The organism is Williamsia limnetica (assembly GCF_003217475.1).
Lineage (GTDB): Bacteria > Actinomycetota > Actinomycetes > Mycobacteriales > Mycobacteriaceae > Williamsia > Williamsia limnetica.
The window spans coordinates 173,531-193,074 of record NZ_QJSP01000005.1 but is presented as its reverse complement, the minus strand read 5'-3'; the positions used below and the strand labels follow the sequence as shown (position 1 = coordinate 193,074).

The 19,544-nt window shown below is 64.1% G+C and carries 22 protein-coding genes; 7 read left to right on the top strand and 15 right to left on the bottom strand.

Translation table 11 applies throughout. The features are described 5' to 3' along the window. Positions 1–4: 4 nt before the first annotated feature. Positions 5–952 carry a YdcF family protein gene (locus DFR67_RS10205; protein ID WP_146240416.1) on the bottom strand — a complete coding sequence of 316 codons (948 nt, stop codon included), beginning with the start codon at positions 950–952 and terminating at the stop codon, positions 5–7. Between the two features lie 218 nt (positions 953–1,170). On the opposite strand from DFR67_RS10205, the gene DFR67_RS10200 reads away from it, so the two are divergent. Continuing rightward, entirely contained in the window at positions 1,171–1,746 is a 576-nt protein-coding gene (locus tag DFR67_RS10200) for an LURP-one-related/scramblase family protein (RefSeq protein ID WP_245937860.1), read from the top strand. Between the two features lie 2 nt (positions 1,747–1,748). On the opposite strand, the gene DFR67_RS10195 is transcribed toward DFR67_RS10200, so the two are convergent. Both DFR67_RS10195 and DFR67_RS10190 read right to left on the bottom strand, forming a co-directional pair. Then, complete coding sequence (locus DFR67_RS10195; protein WP_110469412.1) at positions 1,749–2,021, bottom strand: hypothetical protein; 273 nt, start codon at positions 2,019–2,021, stop codon at positions 1,749–1,751. A 36-nt stretch (positions 2,022–2,057) separates the two neighbouring features. Continuing rightward, the gene (locus DFR67_RS10190) at positions 2,058–2,648 is read right to left on the bottom strand and encodes a TetR/AcrR family transcriptional regulator (protein WP_110469411.1); all 591 of its coding nucleotides are present in this window, start codon (positions 2,646–2,648) and stop codon (positions 2,058–2,060) included. Positions 2,649–2,770: 122 nt separating this feature from the next. Here DFR67_RS10190 and DFR67_RS10185 point away from each other — a divergent pair, with 122 nt between their 5' ends. After that, on the top strand, positions 2,771–4,546 hold the full coding sequence (locus tag DFR67_RS10185) for an acyl-CoA dehydrogenase (RefSeq protein ID WP_110469410.1): 1,776 nt from the start codon (positions 2,771–2,773) through the stop codon (positions 4,544–4,546). Between the two features lie 105 nt (positions 4,547–4,651). Here the strand turns inward: DFR67_RS10185 and DFR67_RS10180 are convergent, their stop codons facing one another. The 7 genes from DFR67_RS10180 to DFR67_RS10150 form a co-directional block, all read right to left on the bottom strand. After that, on the bottom strand, positions 4,652–5,089 hold the full coding sequence (locus tag DFR67_RS10180) for a MaoC/PaaZ C-terminal domain-containing protein (protein ID WP_110469409.1): 438 nt from the start codon (positions 5,087–5,089) through the stop codon (positions 4,652–4,654). Positions 5,090–5,094: 5 nt separating this feature from the next. Beyond that, a complete protein-coding gene (locus tag DFR67_RS10175) occupies positions 5,095–6,537 on the bottom strand; it encodes an NAD(P)(+) transhydrogenase (Re/Si-specific) subunit beta (RefSeq protein WP_110469408.1) in 1,443 nt (480 codons plus the stop codon). After that, the gene (locus DFR67_RS10170) at positions 6,534–6,863 is read right to left on the bottom strand and encodes an NAD(P) transhydrogenase subunit alpha part 2 (RefSeq protein ID WP_084839465.1); all 330 of its coding nucleotides are present in this window, start codon (positions 6,861–6,863) and stop codon (positions 6,534–6,536) included. Before DFR67_RS10170 ends, DFR67_RS10175 begins: the two co-directional genes overlap by 4 nt. A gap of 3 nt (positions 6,864–6,866) precedes the next feature. Continuing rightward, entirely contained in the window at positions 6,867–7,982 is a 1,116-nt protein-coding gene (locus tag DFR67_RS10165) for a Re/Si-specific NAD(P)(+) transhydrogenase subunit alpha (RefSeq protein WP_110469407.1), read from the bottom strand. A 231-nt stretch (positions 7,983–8,213) separates the two neighbouring features. Next, positions 8,214–9,017, bottom strand: coding sequence for an anti-sigma factor (locus DFR67_RS10160; protein ID WP_110469406.1), 804 nt, complete (start codon positions 9,015–9,017; stop codon positions 8,214–8,216). Beyond that, a complete protein-coding gene (gene sigK, locus DFR67_RS10155; protein WP_110469405.1) occupies positions 9,010–9,591 on the bottom strand; it encodes an ECF RNA polymerase sigma factor SigK in 582 nt (193 codons plus the stop codon). Before sigK ends, DFR67_RS10160 begins: the two co-directional genes overlap by 8 nt. A 26-nt stretch (positions 9,592–9,617) precedes the next feature. Continuing rightward, the gene (locus DFR67_RS10150; protein ID WP_245937859.1) at positions 9,618–11,228 is read right to left on the bottom strand and encodes a molybdopterin-dependent oxidoreductase; all 1,611 of its coding nucleotides are present in this window, start codon (positions 11,226–11,228) and stop codon (positions 9,618–9,620) included. A 264-nt stretch (positions 11,229–11,492) separates the two neighbouring features. On the opposite strand from DFR67_RS10150, the gene DFR67_RS10145 reads away from it, so the two are divergent. Together DFR67_RS10145 and DFR67_RS10140 are read left to right on the top strand one after the other, a co-directional pair. Then, positions 11,493–12,164, top strand: coding sequence for a fasciclin domain-containing protein (locus DFR67_RS10145; protein WP_110469404.1), 672 nt, complete (start codon positions 11,493–11,495; stop codon positions 12,162–12,164). Between the two features lie 180 nt (positions 12,165–12,344). After that, positions 12,345–12,869, top strand: a complete 525-nt coding sequence (locus DFR67_RS10140) for a GtrA family protein (protein WP_245937858.1) — start codon at positions 12,345–12,347, stop codon at positions 12,867–12,869. Between the two features lie 89 nt (positions 12,870–12,958). On the opposite strand, the gene DFR67_RS10135 is transcribed toward DFR67_RS10140, so the two are convergent. The 3 genes from DFR67_RS10135 to DFR67_RS10125 all read right to left on the bottom strand — a co-directional run bounded on the left by DFR67_RS10135 (position 12,959) and on the right by DFR67_RS10125 (position 15,952). Further along, a complete protein-coding gene (locus tag DFR67_RS10135; protein WP_110469402.1) occupies positions 12,959–14,410 on the bottom strand; it encodes an FAD-binding protein in 1,452 nt (483 codons plus the stop codon). Positions 14,411–14,453: 43 nt separating this feature from the next. Then, positions 14,454–15,317, bottom strand: coding sequence for an LLM class flavin-dependent oxidoreductase (locus DFR67_RS10130; RefSeq protein WP_158539939.1), 864 nt, complete (start codon positions 15,315–15,317; stop codon positions 14,454–14,456). An 83-nt stretch (positions 15,318–15,400) separates the two neighbouring features. Then, positions 15,401–15,952, bottom strand: a complete 552-nt coding sequence (locus DFR67_RS10125) for a helix-turn-helix domain-containing protein (RefSeq protein ID WP_110469400.1) — start codon at positions 15,950–15,952, stop codon at positions 15,401–15,403. 90 nt (positions 15,953–16,042) lie between these two features. Between DFR67_RS10125 and DFR67_RS10120 the strand changes: the two genes are divergently transcribed. Further along, entirely contained in the window at positions 16,043–16,735 is a 693-nt protein-coding gene (locus DFR67_RS10120) for an AzlC family ABC transporter permease (RefSeq protein WP_110469399.1), read from the top strand. Continuing rightward, positions 16,732–17,058 carry an AzlD domain-containing protein gene (locus DFR67_RS10115; protein ID WP_110469398.1) on the top strand — a complete coding sequence of 109 codons (327 nt, stop codon included), beginning with the start codon at positions 16,732–16,734 and terminating at the stop codon, positions 17,056–17,058. Before DFR67_RS10120 ends, DFR67_RS10115 begins: the two co-directional genes overlap by 4 nt. A 15-nt stretch (positions 17,059–17,073) precedes the next feature. Here DFR67_RS10115 and DFR67_RS10110 read toward each other — a convergent pair whose 3' ends face one another. Then, entirely contained in the window at positions 17,074–17,439 is a 366-nt protein-coding gene (locus tag DFR67_RS10110) for a GNAT family N-acetyltransferase (RefSeq protein ID WP_110469397.1), read from the bottom strand. A gap of 38 nt (positions 17,440–17,477) precedes the next feature. Continuing rightward, a complete protein-coding gene (locus DFR67_RS10105) occupies positions 17,478–18,452 on the bottom strand; it encodes a pirin family protein (protein ID WP_110469551.1) in 975 nt (324 codons plus the stop codon). Between the two features lie 213 nt (positions 18,453–18,665). Between DFR67_RS10105 and aqpZ the strand changes: the two genes are divergently transcribed. Further along, positions 18,666–19,448: an aquaporin Z gene (gene aqpZ / locus DFR67_RS10100; protein WP_110469396.1), complete on the top strand. Its 783-nt coding sequence runs from the start codon at positions 18,666–18,668 to the stop codon at positions 19,446–19,448. Positions 19,449–19,544: the final 96 nt, after the last annotated feature.

Here is a 19,544-nt window from a genome sequence, read left to right as displayed (position 1 = left end):
CCGATCAGGCTGCCGGCGTGATGAAGGCCCGCGGCGCGATCGACGTACCGCGTCCGGCGGGGATCCCTGTGACCTGGGTGGCGTCCTGATAGATCCACTTCTGGTTCACCTTGGACGGCGCAGCCGCGTTGGTCGCCAGGTTCCTGGTCGATGTGGTCGCACCGACGACCGGCACCCCAGCGATCAAGAAGTCGCTCGCCGCACGCCGTATCTCGTCGGGCGAGGTGACCAGGACGACCTCGCGCAGGCGTAATCCGCGTACCGCCTCCGCGGTCAGCAAGGCGTGCTGCGGCAAGGTCTGCGGGCGCGTCTCGAGGTGTATCCGGGTGGCGGGGATTGCGTGGGCAACCAGCCAGCTGCGCATGATGTCTGCTTCGGTCCGGCCGTGGTGTGCGCCGCCCGCCGAGACGATGATCGGGGACTCGTACGCCATGATCGCCTGCGTCCAGGCCGCGAAGAGCCTGCTGGCCGTCTCATCGGTCGGCGACCCGTCGGGCCGCAGGCCTGCACCGAGGACCACGATCCCCGTGGTCTGCGGGTAGTACCGCGGCACCGGGTTGGGCCCGATCCCTACCCCCTTGTCGATGGCGGCGATCGAGTTCCTGACCCGATCGGCGAGCGCCCGATCGAGGTTGTCGAGTGACGTGAGCGCAGATTGCGTGGCCCGGCTGTCGTCGCAATAGTCAGACCAGAAAGCCTGCAGGGCGAGGGCGTCCGTGTCGAGAGGGTTGGCAGCGAGCAACGTGCGCAGTTTGCTCAGGCCGGCGGTCGCATTGCCTCGGGCGAACTCGTCTTGGGCGGCGTTGAACATGCCGGCGACGTCGGCATCCGAGACCGTCGGCACCACGGCGGATGAGGCCGGGTTCATCACCGTCGGGATCAGTGCCACGGCACCGGTCGACATCCCGATGGCGGCAGCGGCAGCCACGAGAGTTCTATTCACACGCGTCACACGAGCAACATGAGTCACTGGCGTAACAGTATCCGACGGAAGCTACAGCCTCGCACTGAAGAGGTCTCAGCTCGATAACACCGGTTACGGGTGCGGCCCCGCCTCCTGCCGAAACCGGAGGAACTGCGACTTCCTCCGACTTCAGCCACCTCCTCCGACTGCAACCGGAGGACCTCGCCACAGCCGTAGGAACTGCGACTTCCTCCGACTCCGAGGGCGTGAGCAACACTCATTCGTCCGAGGTGATGCGCGAGGAATACGGCCCGGGCAGCATCGACGCCATGGGCCTCTTCAATCGATCACGCAACGACGTTCCCGCGCCGATCAAATATCAGATGCGCGAAAAACTCCTCTCCATCGGCGACGACTACTGGATCGAGAACAGTGCCGGCCAGAAGGTCTTCAAGGTCAACGGCAAAGCCGTTCGGTTCCGGGAGACATTCATCCTCGAAGACAGCAGCGGCGCTGAGCTCGCCAAGATCCAGGAGCGCAAACTCAGCGTCCGGGACAAGATGCACATCCAGCGTGGGAGTTCCGAGGCGACCGTGCACAAGGCCCTCATCGGAATCCGGGACCGGTACACGATCAACCCCGACTCAGGTCCGGACCTCAAGGCAAAGGGAAACTTCGTCGACCACGAATACGACATCGAGCGCGACGGCCACACCGTGGCCACCGTCTCCAAGAAGTGGTTCCGGCTCCGCGACACCTATGGCGTCGAGATCAATGCAGCTGAGGACCAAGCATTCATCCTCGCCATCACGGTCTGCATCGACGAGCTCTCACACGACTGACCTCAGCGGTCCAAAGCCCTGATCAGCAAATCCCTGATCTCCGCTTGTCCATTTTCAAGCGAACGGACTCGAGCGTTGGTGTCGCTCGCGGTCGTCGACACGGAACCCAGCCGTTGTTCGACAGCGACAAGCCCGGTTTCCACGTTTCCGAGCCGCTGGGACTGTTCGCGTTGATTCCCGCCGAGCGCATTGATCGCGGCAAGCACTGCTCGATAGTCCGCCTGCGCAGCTTCGAGCGCGGCGATCCGGGCCTCGAGGTCTGCGAGCGTTGCCATGGAGAAAGGATAGCCACTTCCTACGACATCGGATGTCTACCGAACTCCCACCACCAGGCGCGCAGCCAGGTCGGCATAGGTCTGCGCGAGGCGTTCGGGATCGCGGTGGCGGGTCGACGGAAACCACCGGCAGACATCCACGCACAGCGATGAGATCGCCAGCACCACGTCGTCGGGGTCATCGATGTCGAACTCACCTGACTCGGTGCCACCCCGGACGATCGCCGCGATGACATCGGACGTCTGACGTCGAAGGGCGGTGATCTCCCGGTAGTGCGACGGCGTGAGTGCATGCAACTCGTACTGGACGACCCGCGCCACCTGCCGCTGCTCGGCCTGCCAGCCGGCGAAGGCTGCGACGACAGCACGAAGCCGCTCGAGATGTCCGGCACCCGGATCGTCAGCCCCTTGCAATACCTCTAGCGCTGCCCGGTGGCCCTGCAGGCTGATCGCGTAGAGAAGCTCTTCCTTGGACCGGTAGTGCGGGTACATCGCCGTTGCGCTCATGCCGAGGCGTTTGGTGATCTCCCGCGTCGATGTGCCGCCGTACCCCGCTTCCGCAAAAGCCTCGATGGCTGCGCGCCTGATCCGTTCCGCCGCCGCGGAGTCCGAGATCTGCTGGACCATGTGGCCTCCTGCGGGTCGGGGGGATCTTGACGAGATCCGGTGCAGAGTGCATCCTAAGCGAGTGCTCATTTATAAGCGAGCGCTAAGTTCTGATCGAGCCCGCCGACCACAAGGACACATCCATGGCCGTCTCACCGCTGTCTCGTCGTGATCTCGACTTCTTGCTGTACGAATGGCTCGACGTGACCGCACTGACCTCGCTCGAGCGCTACGCCGAACACTCCAAGGACACGTTCGACGGAATCCTCGATCTCTGTGCCGACATCGCGGTCAAACGATTCGCCCCACACAACAAGAAGTCCGATCAGAACGAGCCCCGGGTGGGTGCCGACGGCAAAGTCGTGATCATCGACGAGGTGGGCGCCGCCCTCGACGAGTTCGGCAAGGCCGGGATCGTCGCATCCCAGTTCGACGAGTCACTGGGCGGCATGCAGCTGCCCACCGTTGTGGCCCGCGCGGCCATGGCCTGGTTCCAGGCGGCCAACGCCGCGACCTCGTCCTACCCGTTCCTCACGATGGCGAACGCCAACCTGCTGGTCGAATACGGCACGGCCGAGCAGATCGACACCTGGGTCAAACCAATGCTCGAGGGCCGGTTCTTCGGGACCATGTGCCTTTCCGAGCCTCAGGCCGGATCGTCCCTCGCCGACATCACCACCAAGGCCGACCCCGCTGACGACGGCTCTTACCGGATCACCGGGACCAAGATGTGGATCTCCGGCGGTGATCACGAATTGTCAGAGAACATCGTGCATCTCGTGCTCGCCAAGGCACCGGGAGGCGGTCCGGGCGTCAAGGGGATCTCACTGTTCGTGGTTCCCAAGTTCCTCGCCGACGGCACTCGCAACGATGTTGCCCTCGTCGGCCTCAACCACAAGATGGGTAACCGCGGCACCACCAACACCCTGCTGAACTTCGGCGACGGGACACACCACCCCGTGGCCGAGTCCGGCGCCGTCGGGTACCTGGTGGGCGAAGCGCACCACGGCCTGAGCTACATGTTCAAGATGATGAACGAAGCCCGTATCGGTGTCGGATTCCTCGCCACCTCACTGGGTTACGCGGGATACCTGCAGTCGCTCGACTATGCGAAGACCCGAACCCAGGGCCGTCCGGTGACGAACAAGGACCCGGACTCGGCACCCGTCGCGATCATCGAACACCCTGACGTCAAGCGCATGTTGCTGGCCCAGAAGTCCTATGTCGAAGGCGCTCTGGGACTAGGCCTCTACTGTTCGCGTCTCGTCGACGAGCAGCAGACCGCCACCGACCCGGCTGTCGCCGCGGCACGCCTGCTGCTGCTCGACGTGCTGACCCCGATCGCGAAGAGCTGGCCGTCGCAGTGGTGCCTCGAGGCCAACAACCTCGCGATCCAGGTCCTCGGGGGATACGGCTACACCAAAGAGTTCGACGTCGAGCAGCTCTACCGGGACAACCGACTCAACCCCATTCACGAAGGCGCTCACGGGATCCACGGTCTCGATCTGCTCGGCCGCAAGGTCGTCATGCAGGGTGGCGCCGGTCTGCAACTGCTCGTCGAGACGATATCCGCGACCATCGACCGCGCCGAGTCGGCTGAGCCGGAGTACGCGGTCGCACTCCGCGCTGCGGTCGAGCGCCTCGCGCAGGTCACCGGGACCCTCTGGGCCGCGGGCGATCCCGCCGTCAGCCTGGCGAACTCGACGGTGTATCTCGAGGCCGCGGGACACGTGGTGATCGCCTGGATCTGGCTGGAGCAACTCCTTGCGGTCGGCGACAGCACCGGCGACTTCTACGACGGCAAACGCGCAGCAGCGCAGTACTTCTACCGGTACGAGCTGCCGAAAACCGGCCCACAGTTCGACCTGCTCGCCGGCCTCGACCGCACCACGCTCGACACACCGGCCGACTGGCTCTGATCCGACTGGTTCCCGACCCCAAAATTCGCGCCACCTGCCGCGATTCGCTCCTGTTGTACCTGGCGCGTATCGCAGTAGGTGGCGCGAATTTTGGGTGTGAAGCCGTCAGGCGGTGGGGCGCGTGCGGACGTACATGTCGAGATCGACCGTCAGCACGGTGGTGTCGCCCGTGGCAAGTACGCCTTCGGTGACCACGAGAGCCCGACCCGGCTTGTCGAGATCGACTTTCGTGACCTTCAACGAGCCGGTCAGTTCTTGGCCCGAGCGAACGGGGCTGCGGAACTGCACATCTCGCAACGTCCGTCCGGCGATGACGGCCCAGCGGTTGTAGGCACCGAGCACCGACAGACGCTGAAAGACGGCGAGGGTGTGGATGCCACTGGCGATGACCTCGCCGAAGAATCCGTCGGCGGCGATCGTCTCATCGACGTGAAACCCCTGCGGATCCCACTGCCGCGCAAAGGAAAGGATCTCGTCTCGGGTCACGGTGTACGAACCGAGTTCGTAGGTGTGACCGGAGACGAGATCCTCTGCGTAGAGCATGTTCTCTACAAAGCCTTGAGCTCCTCGATGACGAGGCCGACGGACTTCTTGGCGTCGCCGAAGAGCATTGAAGTGCCCGGTGCGGTGAACAGTGGGTTGTCGATACCGGCGTATCCCGAAGCCATACCGCGTTTGAGGACGATGACCGAGCGGGACTGGTCGACGTTCAAGATCGGCATCCCGTGGATCGGGCTGGACGGGTCGTTGCGGGCGGCGGGGTTGGTGACATCGTTGGCGCCGATGACCAGGGTGACATCGGTACGCGAGAACTCACCGTTGATGTCGTCCATTTCCTTCATCGCGTCATACTCGACATCAGCCTCGGCGAGCAGCACATTCATGTGCCCGGGCATACGACCGGCGACCGGATGGATGGCGTACTTCACCTCGACGCCCTTCTCCTCCAGAATGCTCGCCATGTCCTTCACCGCGTGCTGAGCCTGGGCCACCGCGAGCCCGTAACCCGGAACGACGATGACCTGGCTGGCGTACGCCATCTGGATCGCGGCATCGGCAGCGCTGGTGGCCTTGACGGTCCCCTGCTCGCCGGCCGGACCCGCAGCAGCAGCGCCGCCTCCACCGCCGAACGACCCGAACACGATCGCCGGGATGGACCGGTTCATCGCCGTCGCCATCAGGTTCGTCAAAATGCTGCCCGAGGCGCCGACGATCATGCCGGCCACGATCATCGCGGTGTTGTTCAGCGCCAGACCAGCTGCCGCGGCCGACAAACCGGTCAACGCGTTGAGCAGCGAGATGACCACCGGCATGTCGGCGCCACCGATCGGCAACACCACGAACAAGCCCATGATCCCCGCGGCGATGAGCACCAGCACGATCCACCACTGCGACGAACCCTCACCCGGGGTGGCGTTGATGCCGATGAACACACACGCCGCGAGCGCGACGAGCAGCAACACGATGTTCGCGACCTGGAAGATCTTCGCGTTCTTGACGAACGCCTTCTCCACGTTCTTGTTCAGCAACTCCTGCAGCTTCAGGAACGCGATCAGCGAGCCCCAGAACGACACCGAACCGATGATCGCCGCGAACAGCGACCCGATCACGATGTGGATGGTCGGTTCCTCGCCGTGCTTGAACTCCGAGAAACCTGCGGTCTCGATGAACTCGGTCCAGGCGATCAACGCCACCGTACCGCCGCCGACACCGTTGAACAGTGCCACCAACTGCGGCATCGCCGTCATCTTCGTCCTCTTGGCCGGCGGCACACCCAAGATCACACCGATCGCCAACCCGGCCACGATCAGAATCCAGTTGATGGCATAGGTATCGCGGATCTCGATCAACGTCGCGATCACGGCGATACCCATACCGGCAGCAGCGATCCAGTTGCCGCGCACCGCTGTCTTCGGTCCGGTCAACCCCGACAAACCGAGGATGAACATCGAAAACGCAATGATGTAAAGAATATTGACCAAGTTGTTCACTTGTCAGCTCCCTGCTCCGGCGCCGCCACGGGGGCCTTCTTGCTCTTGAACATGCCCAGCATCCGGTCGGTGACCAAGAACCCACCGACCACGTTCAGGGTCCCGAAGATCAACGCGACGAACGCGATGATCCGCACACCCCACGGAGCATCATCAGGCAAGCGCCCCAGCACGATCAACGCACCGAGCACCACGATGCCGTGAATGGCGTTCGTGCCCGACATCAACGGCGTGTGCAACGTATTGGGGACCTTGGAGATCACCGCAAAACCGACAAAACCCGCCAGCACCAAAATCGCGATATTCGCGAGTAAACCCGTATACATCTTTCAGGCACCAGCCTTCACATCAGTGCCAGAAACATCAGAAGTCGGGGCCTCGCGGGTCACACACGCCGCGGCCAACACCTCGTCAGAAAAGTCCGGCGCGAAATTACCGTCATCATCAAGCGCGAGTTCGATCAACGCCAGAATGTTCTTTGCATACAACTCGCTGGCATGCTCAGGCATCCCCGCGGGCAGATTCAGCGGGCTGCAGATCAGCACATCATGCTTGATCACATTCTCACCGGGCTCGGTCAGCTCGCAGTTGCCGCCGGTCTCACCGGCCAGATCGACCACCACACTGCCGGGCTTCATACCTTCGACTGCAGCCGCGGTCACCAGCCGCGGTGCCGGACGACCCGGCACCAGTGCGGTCGTGATGACCACATCGAAACTCTTGATCGCGTCCTCGAGGGCCTGCTGCTGCTTCGCGCGCTCATCGTCGGTCAACTCACGGGCATAACCGCCTTCACCGGCAGCGTCGATACCCAGATCGAGCCACTGCCCGCCCACGGACTTGACCTGCTCGGCCACCTCCGGGCGCACGTCATACCCCGTGGTGCGGGCACCGAGACGCTTGGCTGTGGCCAACGCCTGCAAACCCGCCACCCCCACACCGAGCACCAGCACCGTCGCCGGCTTCACCGTACCGGCGGCGGTGGTCAGCATCGGGAAAAAGCGCGTGGACTTCTCTGCTGCCAAGATCACGGCCTTGTAGCCCGAGACGTTGCCCTGGGACGACAACGCATCCATCGACTGCGCACGAGAAATACGCGGGATCGCCTCCACCGCAAAGGCCTGCACACCGGCGGCCTTCAATGCGCCGATCTGATTCTCCTGATTGCGCGGCGCCAGGAAACCGATCAACGACGAACCCGACGACAACTTGCCGATCTCGGCATCGGTGGGTGCATCGACCTTCACCACCACATCAGCCGACCACGCGTCACCGACCGACGCACCGGCATCGGCATACAACTGATCCGGAATCAACGCGGCCTCACCCGCACCGGACTCCACGATCACCGGCACGCCCTTGCCCACCAGCGTTGCCACCACCTTCGGCACCAACGCCACCCGGTTCTCCCCAGCTGTCGTTTCACGCACGACACCCACACTCATACAAGCTCCCTCGTCATGGGTATGGGTGGACAACCGATAGAGCTGCTCCGGTGCCCACCCCTAAATAGCCTGATGTGGCGCACGACACGCGTGCGCCACATCACTGCGTTGGAACATAGCACGCGAAGTGCCGGTGTCAGGGTGTTGAACTCGACACACTCAGTAGTTACAGACACCCACGCCGAAGCAGATGGCGGCGTGCATCGTCGCAGTACAACCGCGAATCTGCGCTCAGAACTGGACTGCCGTGATCACTTCGCCGGTCGGCTGCGGAGATCCGCCCTCGGGCTCGATCGTGATGCCCAGCCGGTTCGACCCCGTCAGGTCGTCGAGCGCGATCACCTGACGCCCGGGGTCGCCCTGCATGAGGCCCACCGACGTCGGATCGTGCGCGTCGCCGAGGAGCCACATCTGATACGTCTGACCGGTCGGGGTCGGCGGCAGGCCGTCGGCGAAGACCACCGCCGTGTTCGCCTCGCGGGATGCCGCCACGGTGACGTTTCCGCCTCCCACGGCGTCCTGCCGGAGTTGCATGTCGGGTGCGCTGAGCACCTTGCTGGTGTCCTGCTCGAGCTGGTTCGCCACCGGCGCGCCCGTGTCCGGTGCGGTCACCCTGCCGACCAACACGCCGCCGATGACGAGCATCAGGGCAGCTGCCACAGAGCCGACCGCCAGGCTGATGCGACGGCGACGGGTAGCGAGGTCGATGACGTTGTTCGGTGGGGTACCGGTGTCCACGCCATCCGTGGACAGGTCAAAATCCGGCGACGTCCCTCGCCCGTCTGGCCGTTCCAGCGGTCCTGACGAGAGGTTGGCCATGATCTGTTCACGGATCCGCGGTGGCGGCGGCGTGGCGACCTGGACGGTCATCTGCGCGAGCGCCTCGCGGGTGCGCGAGACCTCGTGGCGGTACCGACGCTGCTCGGCAACGGTCTCGCGGGCGATCTCCACCTCGATCCGGTCGATCTCGGTGTCGTCGAGCGCGCCCACCGCATAGAGCTCGATGTGCTCGTCGAGCCAGCTGTGATCAGCCATGGGGGTTCGCCTCCAAGCATGCCTTGAGGCGGCGCAGGCCGTCGCGGATACGGGATTTGATCGTGGGTAGTGCAGCGTCCAAACGCTCCGCTACCTGCCGATACGTCAGGCCACCATAATAAGACAGTTCGATGCTCTGGCGCTGTGTGTCGGTGAGGCTGCCGAGGCACAACATCACGTCCGAACGTTCTTCCTCGGCGATCACCGAGTCTGCGACGGTGTCACCGGGAGCCTCGAAGTTGGATACCGAGTAGTCGTTGGAGCGTTTGCCTGCGGCCTCTTCGCTCCGCACCCGATCGACGGCGCGGCGATGGGCGATGGTCATCATCCAGCTGAGCGCGGAACCGGCCGACGGATCGAACCCACCCGCCTTCTGCCAGACCTGCAGATATACCTCCTGCAGCGTCTCTTCGGCGTAACCACGATCGCGTAGGACCCGCAGGATCAGCCCGAAAACCCGGGCACCCGTCGCGTCGTACAACTCAGCAAAGGCCTGTCGATCATGGCCGGCCGTTCTGATCAACAGATCAGTCAGATCTACCCGAGCTTCGGGAATGCGGTCGGTCACGTCCATAACACTAGCCATAGTCATCAGATCACCTATTCAATCCGGAACACTCGGTTGTGCCAGCCGGTCGCTCCATCAGGGATCGGGGCAACCCTCTCCTCGGGTTGCACCTGCCCCGTCTCGTCGGTGGCGCGACAATAGACAGTGTGTTGACCTGCGGTTGCGGGCCAGGTCCAGAACCACTGCCGCCAGGTGTCGTTGTTGTACTCCGGCGCGAGCGTCGCGGTGTTCCACGGACCCTTGTCCACGCGTACCTCGACTTTGGAGATACCGCGGTGCTGCGCCCATGCGGTTCCGGCGATGACCACGTCGCCTACGGGATGCCGGGAAAGCCCCTCCGGTCGATCGATCCTCGACGCCGTCTTGATCGGCCCCTTCACGCCCCAGTTCCGCTTCGTCCAGTAGGCCTCGGCCTTGTCGAATCGGGTGATCTCCCAATCGACAACCCATTTGCAGGCCGAGACGTAGCCGTATAGACCCGGGACCACCTGACGTACCGGATAACCGTGCTCGAGTGGGAGCGGCTCTCCGTTCATGCCTATGACGAGCATGGAGTCTCGGCCGTCGGTGATGTCGGCCAATGGGGTCCCGGACGTCCAGCCGTCGACACTGGTCGAGAAGAGCATGTCGGCGTCGCCCTGCACACCCGCGCGCTCGAGGATCTTCGTCATCGGGTAGCCGATCCAGCGGGCGGTTCCTGCGAGGTTGCCGCCGACCTCGTTGGACACACAGGTGAGCGTGATGATCCGTTCCTCGGCCTGCATGTCCATCAGGTCGTCCCAGTCGAGGGTCAGTTCGTTGTCGACCATTCCGTGGATACGGAGTTGCCACTCCCCCGTCGTCAGCTTCGGCACCTGCAGGGCGGTGTCGATGCGGTAGAAGTCGGCGTTGTTCGTCATGAAAGGCGTGATGCCTTCGATGTCGACCTCCGTACCGGCAGGGATGGGTGCTGCCGGTCGGGACGGCCTCGGCAGCCGGACCCGCTTGCGGTCTGCCACCACGTCACCCATCGTCGACACCTGCCTGCCGATGAATGCGCCGGCCACGGACACCGCTGCGATGACTCCCGCAGCTATACCGAACTGTCGACGGGACAGGTCGCGGTCCGTCTTGGTGGTCGCGGCGCCATCGGCATCGGACTGGGGCTTCTCTGTCGTATCGGGATCGCGCCGGCCGGCCGGACCCCTCGTCCGCCCACCCCGCATCGACCCGCTCCAGAGAAAGCCGCGCAAGCCACGCAGCACGAGAATGCCAACCACAGCCGCAATCAACGACGGTGCCGCATACCAGAAGTCGGAGGTCGGTCGATGCAACGCAGCCAACACACCGAATGCCCCGAAGGCCACGATGAGTGCAGAACCGATTGGGACCGTTCGACGTTCGGCGATGCCGGCGACAATCGAAAGCACCACTACGGCAACTGCGATGCCCCACAGGAGAACCGGTTTGTCATTCGTACCGAATGTGTCGATCGCGAATTCGCGTACCGGAGCCGGAGCACGGTCGACAAGAAATGAACCCACGGCGTAGAACGGGGAGGCATACGAGGAGACAGCGGCAGCCGTCACCTCGCCGGCAGCCAACCCGGCACCTACGGCAATCAGGCCCGCAAGCCCGTTGCGTGCCATCGCTGCTGTTCGCATGTCCTGCACCCTTCAGAAGATCTCGATTGGGTAACGCACTGGCAAGTGTTGATAACGAAGGGGATTCGGAGTCATCGGCATTTCGGATGGCGCGGCGGACTCGGCAAAATTCTTTTTCGATCCGACCCATCCGCCCGGCGCACAGCTCCGAACCTGCAGTGATCGACCAAGTGATCGGCAGGAACCAGGGAGCTCCCAGACGAGCGACCGGCAACGTCGGCCACACCGTATTCACGACCGACAGCAATCGATAGGACAGCGAACATGGCTCTCAAACGAATTCAGCGTCTCGCAGTGACAGTGGCGAGCGTTGGCCTGGCAATCGGGCTGGTGGCAGGTTGTTCGGACGACAGTTCCGATTCCTCATCGTCCAGCGCCGCAACGTCGGCCCCGATGACCTCCTCTGAAATGTCCTCGGACTCAAGCGCTTCGATGGAGCCCGCCACCCTGGTCGGACCGGGATGCGCCGCATACGCCGAAGCAAACCCGAGTGGTGCCGGCTCCGTTGACGGCATGGCAGCCGACCCCGTGGCCACCGCCGCAGGCAACAACCCGCTGCTCAAGACCCTGACTGCAGCGGTATCGGGTGGACTCAACCCTGACGTCAACCTGGTCGACACCCTCAACGGTGGCGAGTTCACGGTGTTCGCCCCGACCGACGACGCCTTCGCCAAGCTTCCCCCGGCGACTGTCGAGTCCCTCAAGACCGACAGCGCAACCCTGACGAAGATCCTGACCTACCACGTTGTTCCCGGCCAGCTCACCCCTGAGCAGGTCATCGGCGACCACGCCACCGTCGAAGGTGGCACCGTCACCGTTGCCGGCCCGGTCGACACCCTCAAGGTCCAGGACGCTTCTGTCGTCTGTGGCGGTGTGAAAACCGCCAACGCAACCGTCTACCTCATCGACACGGTGCTGACGCCTCCGGCCGCGTAATCCGCGACTGCGAGAATCAGCATCTGGGGTAGATCAAGACTCGGGTCGGGGCGGTACACCCCCCGACCGACCGTCCCGACTCGAGTCGCTCCTTTGATATGACAAAGATGGAAGTTGTCGCCCCGGCCACCGGCCGGGGCGATAACACATTTTGGGGGGTCCTGCCATATCGTGGTGGGTGTGACGGTAGGCCCGGTCCCCGGAGACGAGATCGAGACCGCTGAGGCGGCGCACGATCCTGCCCGGCGGCAAACGCTCGTCGATCTATTACGCAAGCCCTTGTCGACCCAGGTCTTGCGTTTTTGTGCTGTCGGCATCCTGTGCACATCGGCCTACGCCTTGATGTATCTGTCGCTGCACCCACTGATGGGCGCCCAGGCCGCGAACTTCGTGTCCATGCTCATCGCAGCCATCCTGAACACCGCGGCCAACCGCGCATTCACATTCCAGCTGCGCGGTAGCCATCGATTGCTGGTGCATCACGTGCAGGGCATCTTGGTCTTCGGTTTCGGCGCAGCCCTGAGCGCATTGTCGCTGATGGCGCTGCACCAGATCTCCGAACATCCCTCGAGTCGACTCGAGCTGGTCGTGTTGATGACCGTCAACCTGATCGCCACAGCAGTCAGGTTTCTCACCTTCCGCCACGTCTTCGTGCGCGCCCTGCGACGTCAGATCGGCAAAGAAGAGGTCCCCGTCTCGATGTAGACCGTCTCCCTGTAGAGACCCCTCTCTCCAATCCGGTCGAGCGACGCTGCGCTGCGTCTCCCCATGGCCGCGCAGATGGCAGGGGCGACTCAGCGTGCCGCCGCGTGGCGACCCGCCCTACGGCCGAAGAACGATCCCTCGCCCAGCTGCGTGCCGCTGGCGTAGCCCTTGCCGTCCTGGGCGATGTTCGCCGCTCCCGCGCCGGCAGCGTAGAGACCGGGCACCACCTCACCAGCCTCGGTGAGGACCTCGCCGTCCACCGACGTCGCAACACCGCCCATCGTGAATCCCGCGTACATCGCCTTGCCCAGCGAGAGGTCGAACGCACCCCAGGGGCCGCTGTCCTGCGGCGCAAGCCATTCTGGTCGTTTGTTGAAGTCGGGATCTTCCCCTCGCGCGGCGTTCTCGTTGTAGCGGTTCAGGGACTTCTCCAGGTTGCCCGTCGGGATCCCCAACGCCGCCTCCATCTCTGCCACCGTTTCCCAGCCGTCGATCAATGGCGCGAGCGGGAACTCCGGCCGCTCCAGGTGCGCCTCGTCGACGATCAGGTAGGCGATGGCATCCGGCTGCTCCATCACGAACGCCGACGTCCGGGAATGATACGAGTCCTCGTTGACGAAGCGGTTCCCGTCCTTGTTCACCGCGAGACCGGTCAGCAGGATCGACGGGGGATAAACCGGGGCCGTGACGAAGGGCTGGTCCATGTGCTTGAGTGCGGCGCCGACGGATGCGCCGAGGCGGATGCCGAGCCCGTCGTCGTAGGTGCTGCCCAGCGTGTACGGCTTCTCCGCCATCTGCGGGACGAACTCAGCGACCATCGTTTCGTTCATCACAAAACCGCCGGCCGCGATGACGACAGACTTCGCTTTGATGAAGCCGGTCTCCTGCAGACGCTTCCACTTCACCCCGACCACGGAGCCGAGTTCATCGACGACCAGGTTGCGCGCACCGGTCTCGTACCGGATCTCGGTGCCCAGTTCGGCGAGGCGTTTGACGAGCAGATCAACCACCATGCCCGCTCCGCCGAGGTCACCTTTCACGGGGACCTTGTGTCCCCGGGGAGCCGGCACGGCCTGCTCACAGAACGGCCAGACCTTCTCGTTCCCGGTGTACATCAGCCCCTGGGTCTCCGGCTGGATGACGGCCTTTTCGGGGTAGTAGCTGCGTTCGAACTCGAACCCCAGCGACTCGAGCCAGTCGAAGTGCTCGACGCTGCCATGACTGTAGGCGTGGATCTTCTCGGGTTCGGGGTCGCGCGAGACGGCGAGCAGATACTTCTCCATCTCCTCGGCAGAGTCGTCGTGGCCGGTCGCTTTCTGCACCGCGGTCCCACCTCCGAGATAGAAGTGACCACCGGCCATCGACGAGGTGCCGCCCGCGACAGCAGCACGCTCGAGAACGAGCACCTTGGCCCCATCGGACGCGGCCGCCACGGCGGCGCTGCCACCGGAGACACCGCATCCGACCACGAGGACGTCCACCTCGTCGGTCCACGCATCGACGTCCGCCACGGCCACTACCTCGGGCAACTCTGCCTTCATCACATTCCTCACTGACGCGACCCAAACTAGAACTCGTTCTAATTTAGGCCATATCAGCGATGAGTGCCATGGCCTTGCACTGATCGGCCAAAGTCATCGACGACTGGTTGAACTCCCAGTGCACGTCATCGGCGCCCAGAGCCATCGCCCGGCTGAAGTCGGCGGACAACGTCTCGGCGAATCTTTCCAGCGCACGATCACCCCGGTCCCGAATCGGATTGAGACGCAGTGCGATCGGACCTCTCCCGCCTGCCTCCCGGTAAGTCCGGACTGCCTCGCTCGCGGCATCCCAACACGTCACCGGAAACATGAAGCCGTCGGCGACCGCGGCGGCGCGCGCGATCCCGTCCGGGGTCACCGCGGCGACGAACACCGGCAGCGGGTCCTGGATCGGCTTGGGTTCGACCCAACTCGACCTCAGATCATAAAAACTCCCGGCGTGGGCCACCGGCCCCGGCCGCCAGCATTTGCGCATCAGCTCCAGGTGCTCTGCGAACTGCGATACCCGCGAGGACATCGCCACCCCCGCCGCCTCGTGCTCGTGCGGCGTCCACCCCTGACCGACGCCGACCAGGAGCCTGCCCCCGCTGAGCCGGTCGAGGGTCGCGAGCCGACGGGCGAGCGCCACCGGGGGCTGGAACAGTGAGTGAACCACCGTCGTCGCCAACTGCACACGCGTCGTCTGCGCCGCAGCCCACGTCAGCATCTCGATCGGATCCCAGACCGGCATCGGCAGCTGACAGGGTTTGCCGACGGGTCCCGGGTCAGCGGGCAGCAGCAGCCGATCGGTGGCTGACACGCCGTCGAGTCCCAGTTCATCGGCAGTACGGGAGATCAGGGAAACCGATTCGGGGCCGGCCAGCGGACCGAACGTCGGTAGGCCGATACCGCGGCGAGGTGCCGCCATCGCCGGTACCCCCTTCTGGTCCGTTGGGTCGCGTTCACCCATATGGACCAGGGCGCAGGAGACAACTCATCGCCGGGCGGCACTCAGGTGTGTTCGGAGATCAACACCGCAGTGCAGTCGGGGACCAGCGCCTTGAAGATGTGTGGAAGGTCGCCGGGATAGCTGATGTAGTCGCCGGGCTCGAGTTCGACGGGTTCACCGGTCAGTCCGACCAGCGCCCGCCCGGCGCTGAGCACCACGTGCTCCACCACGCCGGTCGCATGCGGATCGGCTTCGCGGGGCTCCCCGGGCTGGGCGGTGATGAGGTAGATGTCACGACGTGCGTTGGGAGGGCATGCGGCCAGCAAGGTGGCGAGGTAATCCGACCGTTCCGAGAAAACTCCTGGACCCTCGCCCGCACGGATCACCTGCACTCGCGGTACGGGCGGCTGCACGAGGTGCGCGAAAGGGACATCGAGCGCAGTACTGAGCGCCCACAGGGTCTCCACGCTGGGGTTCCCGTTGCCGGCCTCCAGACTCGACAGGGTGGATTTGGCGACCCCTGCCCGCCGCGCGACCTCCGCCAACGACAGTCCGGTGCGCTTGCGCTCGCGCTGTAGAGCTGTCGCGATCGCCTGCAATGGTGCGCCGCTCATGTCGATGGACCTCTCGGATCGATGCGTTCGCCATAGACTACCGCTCGTTCGGGTTGACGAACGATCGCACCATGGTCCATTATTTTGGTCATGCGTTCGATATGGCGAACACTCGACCCTCAACTCATCCGCGACGTCGCCTTGGTCTGCGCGGCGATCTCCGTCGTCGGCCTCTCCTTTGGCGCCATCGCCGTCGGCAGCGGATTGCCCTTGTGGATGCCTCTGTTGATGTCGATCATCGTGTTCGCCGGCGCATCCCAGTTCGCGTTCGTCGCCATCATCGCGGCCGGGGGCGGGATCTTCGCAGCGGTCTCCGCAGGATTGCTCGCCAATGCCCGCCACATCCTCTTCGGGTTCTCCCTCGGAGACGTCCTCGGGAGCTCCCTCGCGAGTCGACTCATCGGATCGCACCTGATGGTCGACGAATCCGTGGCGTTCACCCTTTCGAGAACGTCCGCGGACGAACGACGTTCGGCCTACTGGCTCTGCGGAGGCGGCCTCTTCATCTCCTGGAATGCCGGAGTACTGATCGGTGCGCTCGGCGGCACGCTGATCAGCGATACCGACGCGTTCGGCCTCGATGCCGCATTCCCAGCCGTGCTGCTGGCCTTGATCCTGCCGTCGCTCACCGAGCGCGCGATCCGCCGGGCAGCGGTCGGCGGGGCGGTGATCGCCGTTGCGGTCTCGCCCCTGCTACCGGCCGGTGTCCCGATCCTGCTGGCGTTGTCGGCACTCGTACTCACCGTCCCGCTCCGGCGTCCACGACCGGTGGCCGCATCATGACCACATCGGTCCCGGCCCTGCTCGTGGGCATCGCCGCCCTGGCCGTCGGTACATATGCCTTCCGGTTCGCCGGGCCGGTGCTTGCCGCGCGGTGGACGCTGCCCGGCCGCCTGCAACAGCTCACCACCGCAGGTGCTGTCGTCCTGCTCGCCGCGTTGGTCGCCACCGCAACGTTCATCGACGATGGCGACCTCGCCAGCCCTGCAAGGGTTCTCGGCGTCACCGTCGGCGGTGTACTCGCCTGGCGAAAAGCACCTTTCGTCGTGGTGGTGCTGGCCGCCGCCGCCACCGCCGCGGTGCTCCGGCTGGCCGGTATGCCCTGAGAGCCCAGCGGTCTCCTAGACCCCGAGCCAGGCGAGAATGTCCTTGGTGACCGGGTCGGAGATGTCGGAGTACTCGGGATGCTTCTTGAGATACGCCGCCACCAGCGGGCACACCCCTACGATCCGTTTACCCTGTGCACGAACGTCATCGAGCGCCTCCTTTACCAAGATGGTGGCCAGCCCGCGGCCACCGAAGGCTTCGTCGACCTCTGTGTGGTAGAAAACGCGCTGGGTCGACGCTCCCGCAGTGCGATCGGCGTATTGGGTGAATCCGGCGACCTGGCCCTCCACCGAGACCGTGTACCGCCTCTCGGCCGGGTCCGGTGCCACGCCGACGACCGCGCCGGTCTTGTCTGTCAATGCCTCGCTGTTTTGCGTCATGCCTGCTCAACCACTTTCTCCGGTGTTGCTATTCCGACTCACGTGCCAGGGTTCGAGCGCGGCCTGATTCTCGCATTCGGCAGGGTCGGCGCCGGCAGCCGATCGACCGCACCCGTGTATCCGGACACCTCACCGAAGCGTTCCGAATGATCCTGCCACTGTTGCCGATATTCGACGATCTCGTCGTGACTGCGTCCGACGAAGTTCCACCACATCACCAATTCTTCTCCGAAAGGTGTGCCACCCAACAGGATCAACCGCGACGACGTGTCGTCCGAACTCTGCACGGTGATCTGACTGTGGCCCACACCCACATATCCCATCTCGGTGCGGGCGATCTCCGAACCCTCGAGGGTGACCGTCCCCTGATCGACCAGGACCCCGTGCTCGAAATCGAGCTGTACCGGGATTGTCAGCGACGCCCCTGCGTCGAGGTCGATCTGCGCACCGACCAGCGGGGTGAACGTCGACACCGGCGATGTACTGCCGAGTAGCTCCCCGACGAAGACACTGATGCGGGCGCCCCCGACCCAGAGGGGTTCCGGGACGAAGTGTTCGAACTTCCGCTCCGAGTCACGTGACTCGTCGGGCATCGCCACCCAGAGCTGCACGCCGTGCAACACCGTGGTGTCGGGCGTCGACACCTCGGAATGGCAGATACCGTGGCCGGCGGTCATGAGATTGACCTCACCGGGCCGCACCGTGGCGTGCTCACCGAGACTGTCCCGATGTTCGATCTCGCCCTCGAAAAGCCAACTGACTGTTTGCAGACCGGTATGCGGGTGCGGTGGTACATCCATCCCGCCGGTCTCACTGACGTCTGCCGGACCGTAGTGATCGGCGAAGCACCACGCGCCGATCAGCGAACGGGCTCGCTGCGGCAGGGTGCGGTGCACAACCATCGCCCTGGGGCCACCGAGCGGAACATCGCGCGAGGTCAGAATCTGTACTCGATCCGGGTCGCCCGGAATCGGCAGACATTCGACTTCGGGCCCATCGACGATATTGCTCATCGGTATGACACCGCATTCATCGGCACGATCGGCCACCTTTCTCGATCCGTGACATATCAATTTGCAATCGGACGAACGATTCAGCGGCCACGGTGGTAAAACTTTCGACAGAACAAACGGCGGATTCACCTGTGTTCATCATGGTCGCTCCGTCGCCGCCCCGAGTCTATTCGGCAGCACCCGGCAAGTCCTATTGATGGAGGTATAACCCACATGTCCTCTCCGACCACTGTTCAGAAGCTCGCCGCGGAGGCGCTGGGCACATTCTGGCTGGTTCTGGGTGGTTGCGGTACTGCCGTATTCGCCGCCAAGTCGATTGCCCAAGACGACGACACCGGAACCAGTTTCCAGGTGGGTGTCGGCTTCCTCGGTGTGTCGATTGCGTTCGGTCTGACCGTGCTGACCGGTGTATACGCTCTCGGCCACATCTCCGGTGGCCATTTCAATCCCGCGGTCACAGTGGGTGCCGCGCTGGCCAAACGGTTCGACTGGAAAGACGTACCCGGCTACGTTGTGGTGCAGGTGATCGGCGGTCTGATCGCAGGCGCAGTCATTCTTGTCATCGCCAAAGGCAAAGACGGATTCGAAGCCGAGGGAAACATGGCGGCGAACGGATTCGGTGACCATTCGCCGTCCGGGTACACACTCCTGGCCGCTCTGATCACCGAAGTCGTGCTCACCGCAATCTTTGTCGTCGTGATCCTCGGCGCCACCGACACTCGTGCGCCCGCAGGCATCGCGGGGATCGCGATCGGCCTGACCCTCACCCTGATCCACCTCATCAGCATCCCGATCACGAACACGTCGGTGAACCCGGCTCGATCGACCGCCGTCGCGTTCTTCAACGGCAACGGGGCGCCCGGTCAGCTGTGGCTGTTCTGGCTCGCTCCGATCATCGGCGCCGTGATCGCGGGCGTTCTGTATCCCCTGGTGTTCGGCAAGGGTGCCGACGAGCCCGAACTCGACCAAATTCCGAATCCACCCGTGTCGACCTAGACCGCCAAGCCGTTCAACAAACCCACCCGCTCCGGGCACAGCCAGGTGTTGCAGCACCTGGTTGTGCCTGGGACGGGTGGGTTTGTCCGTGGCAGC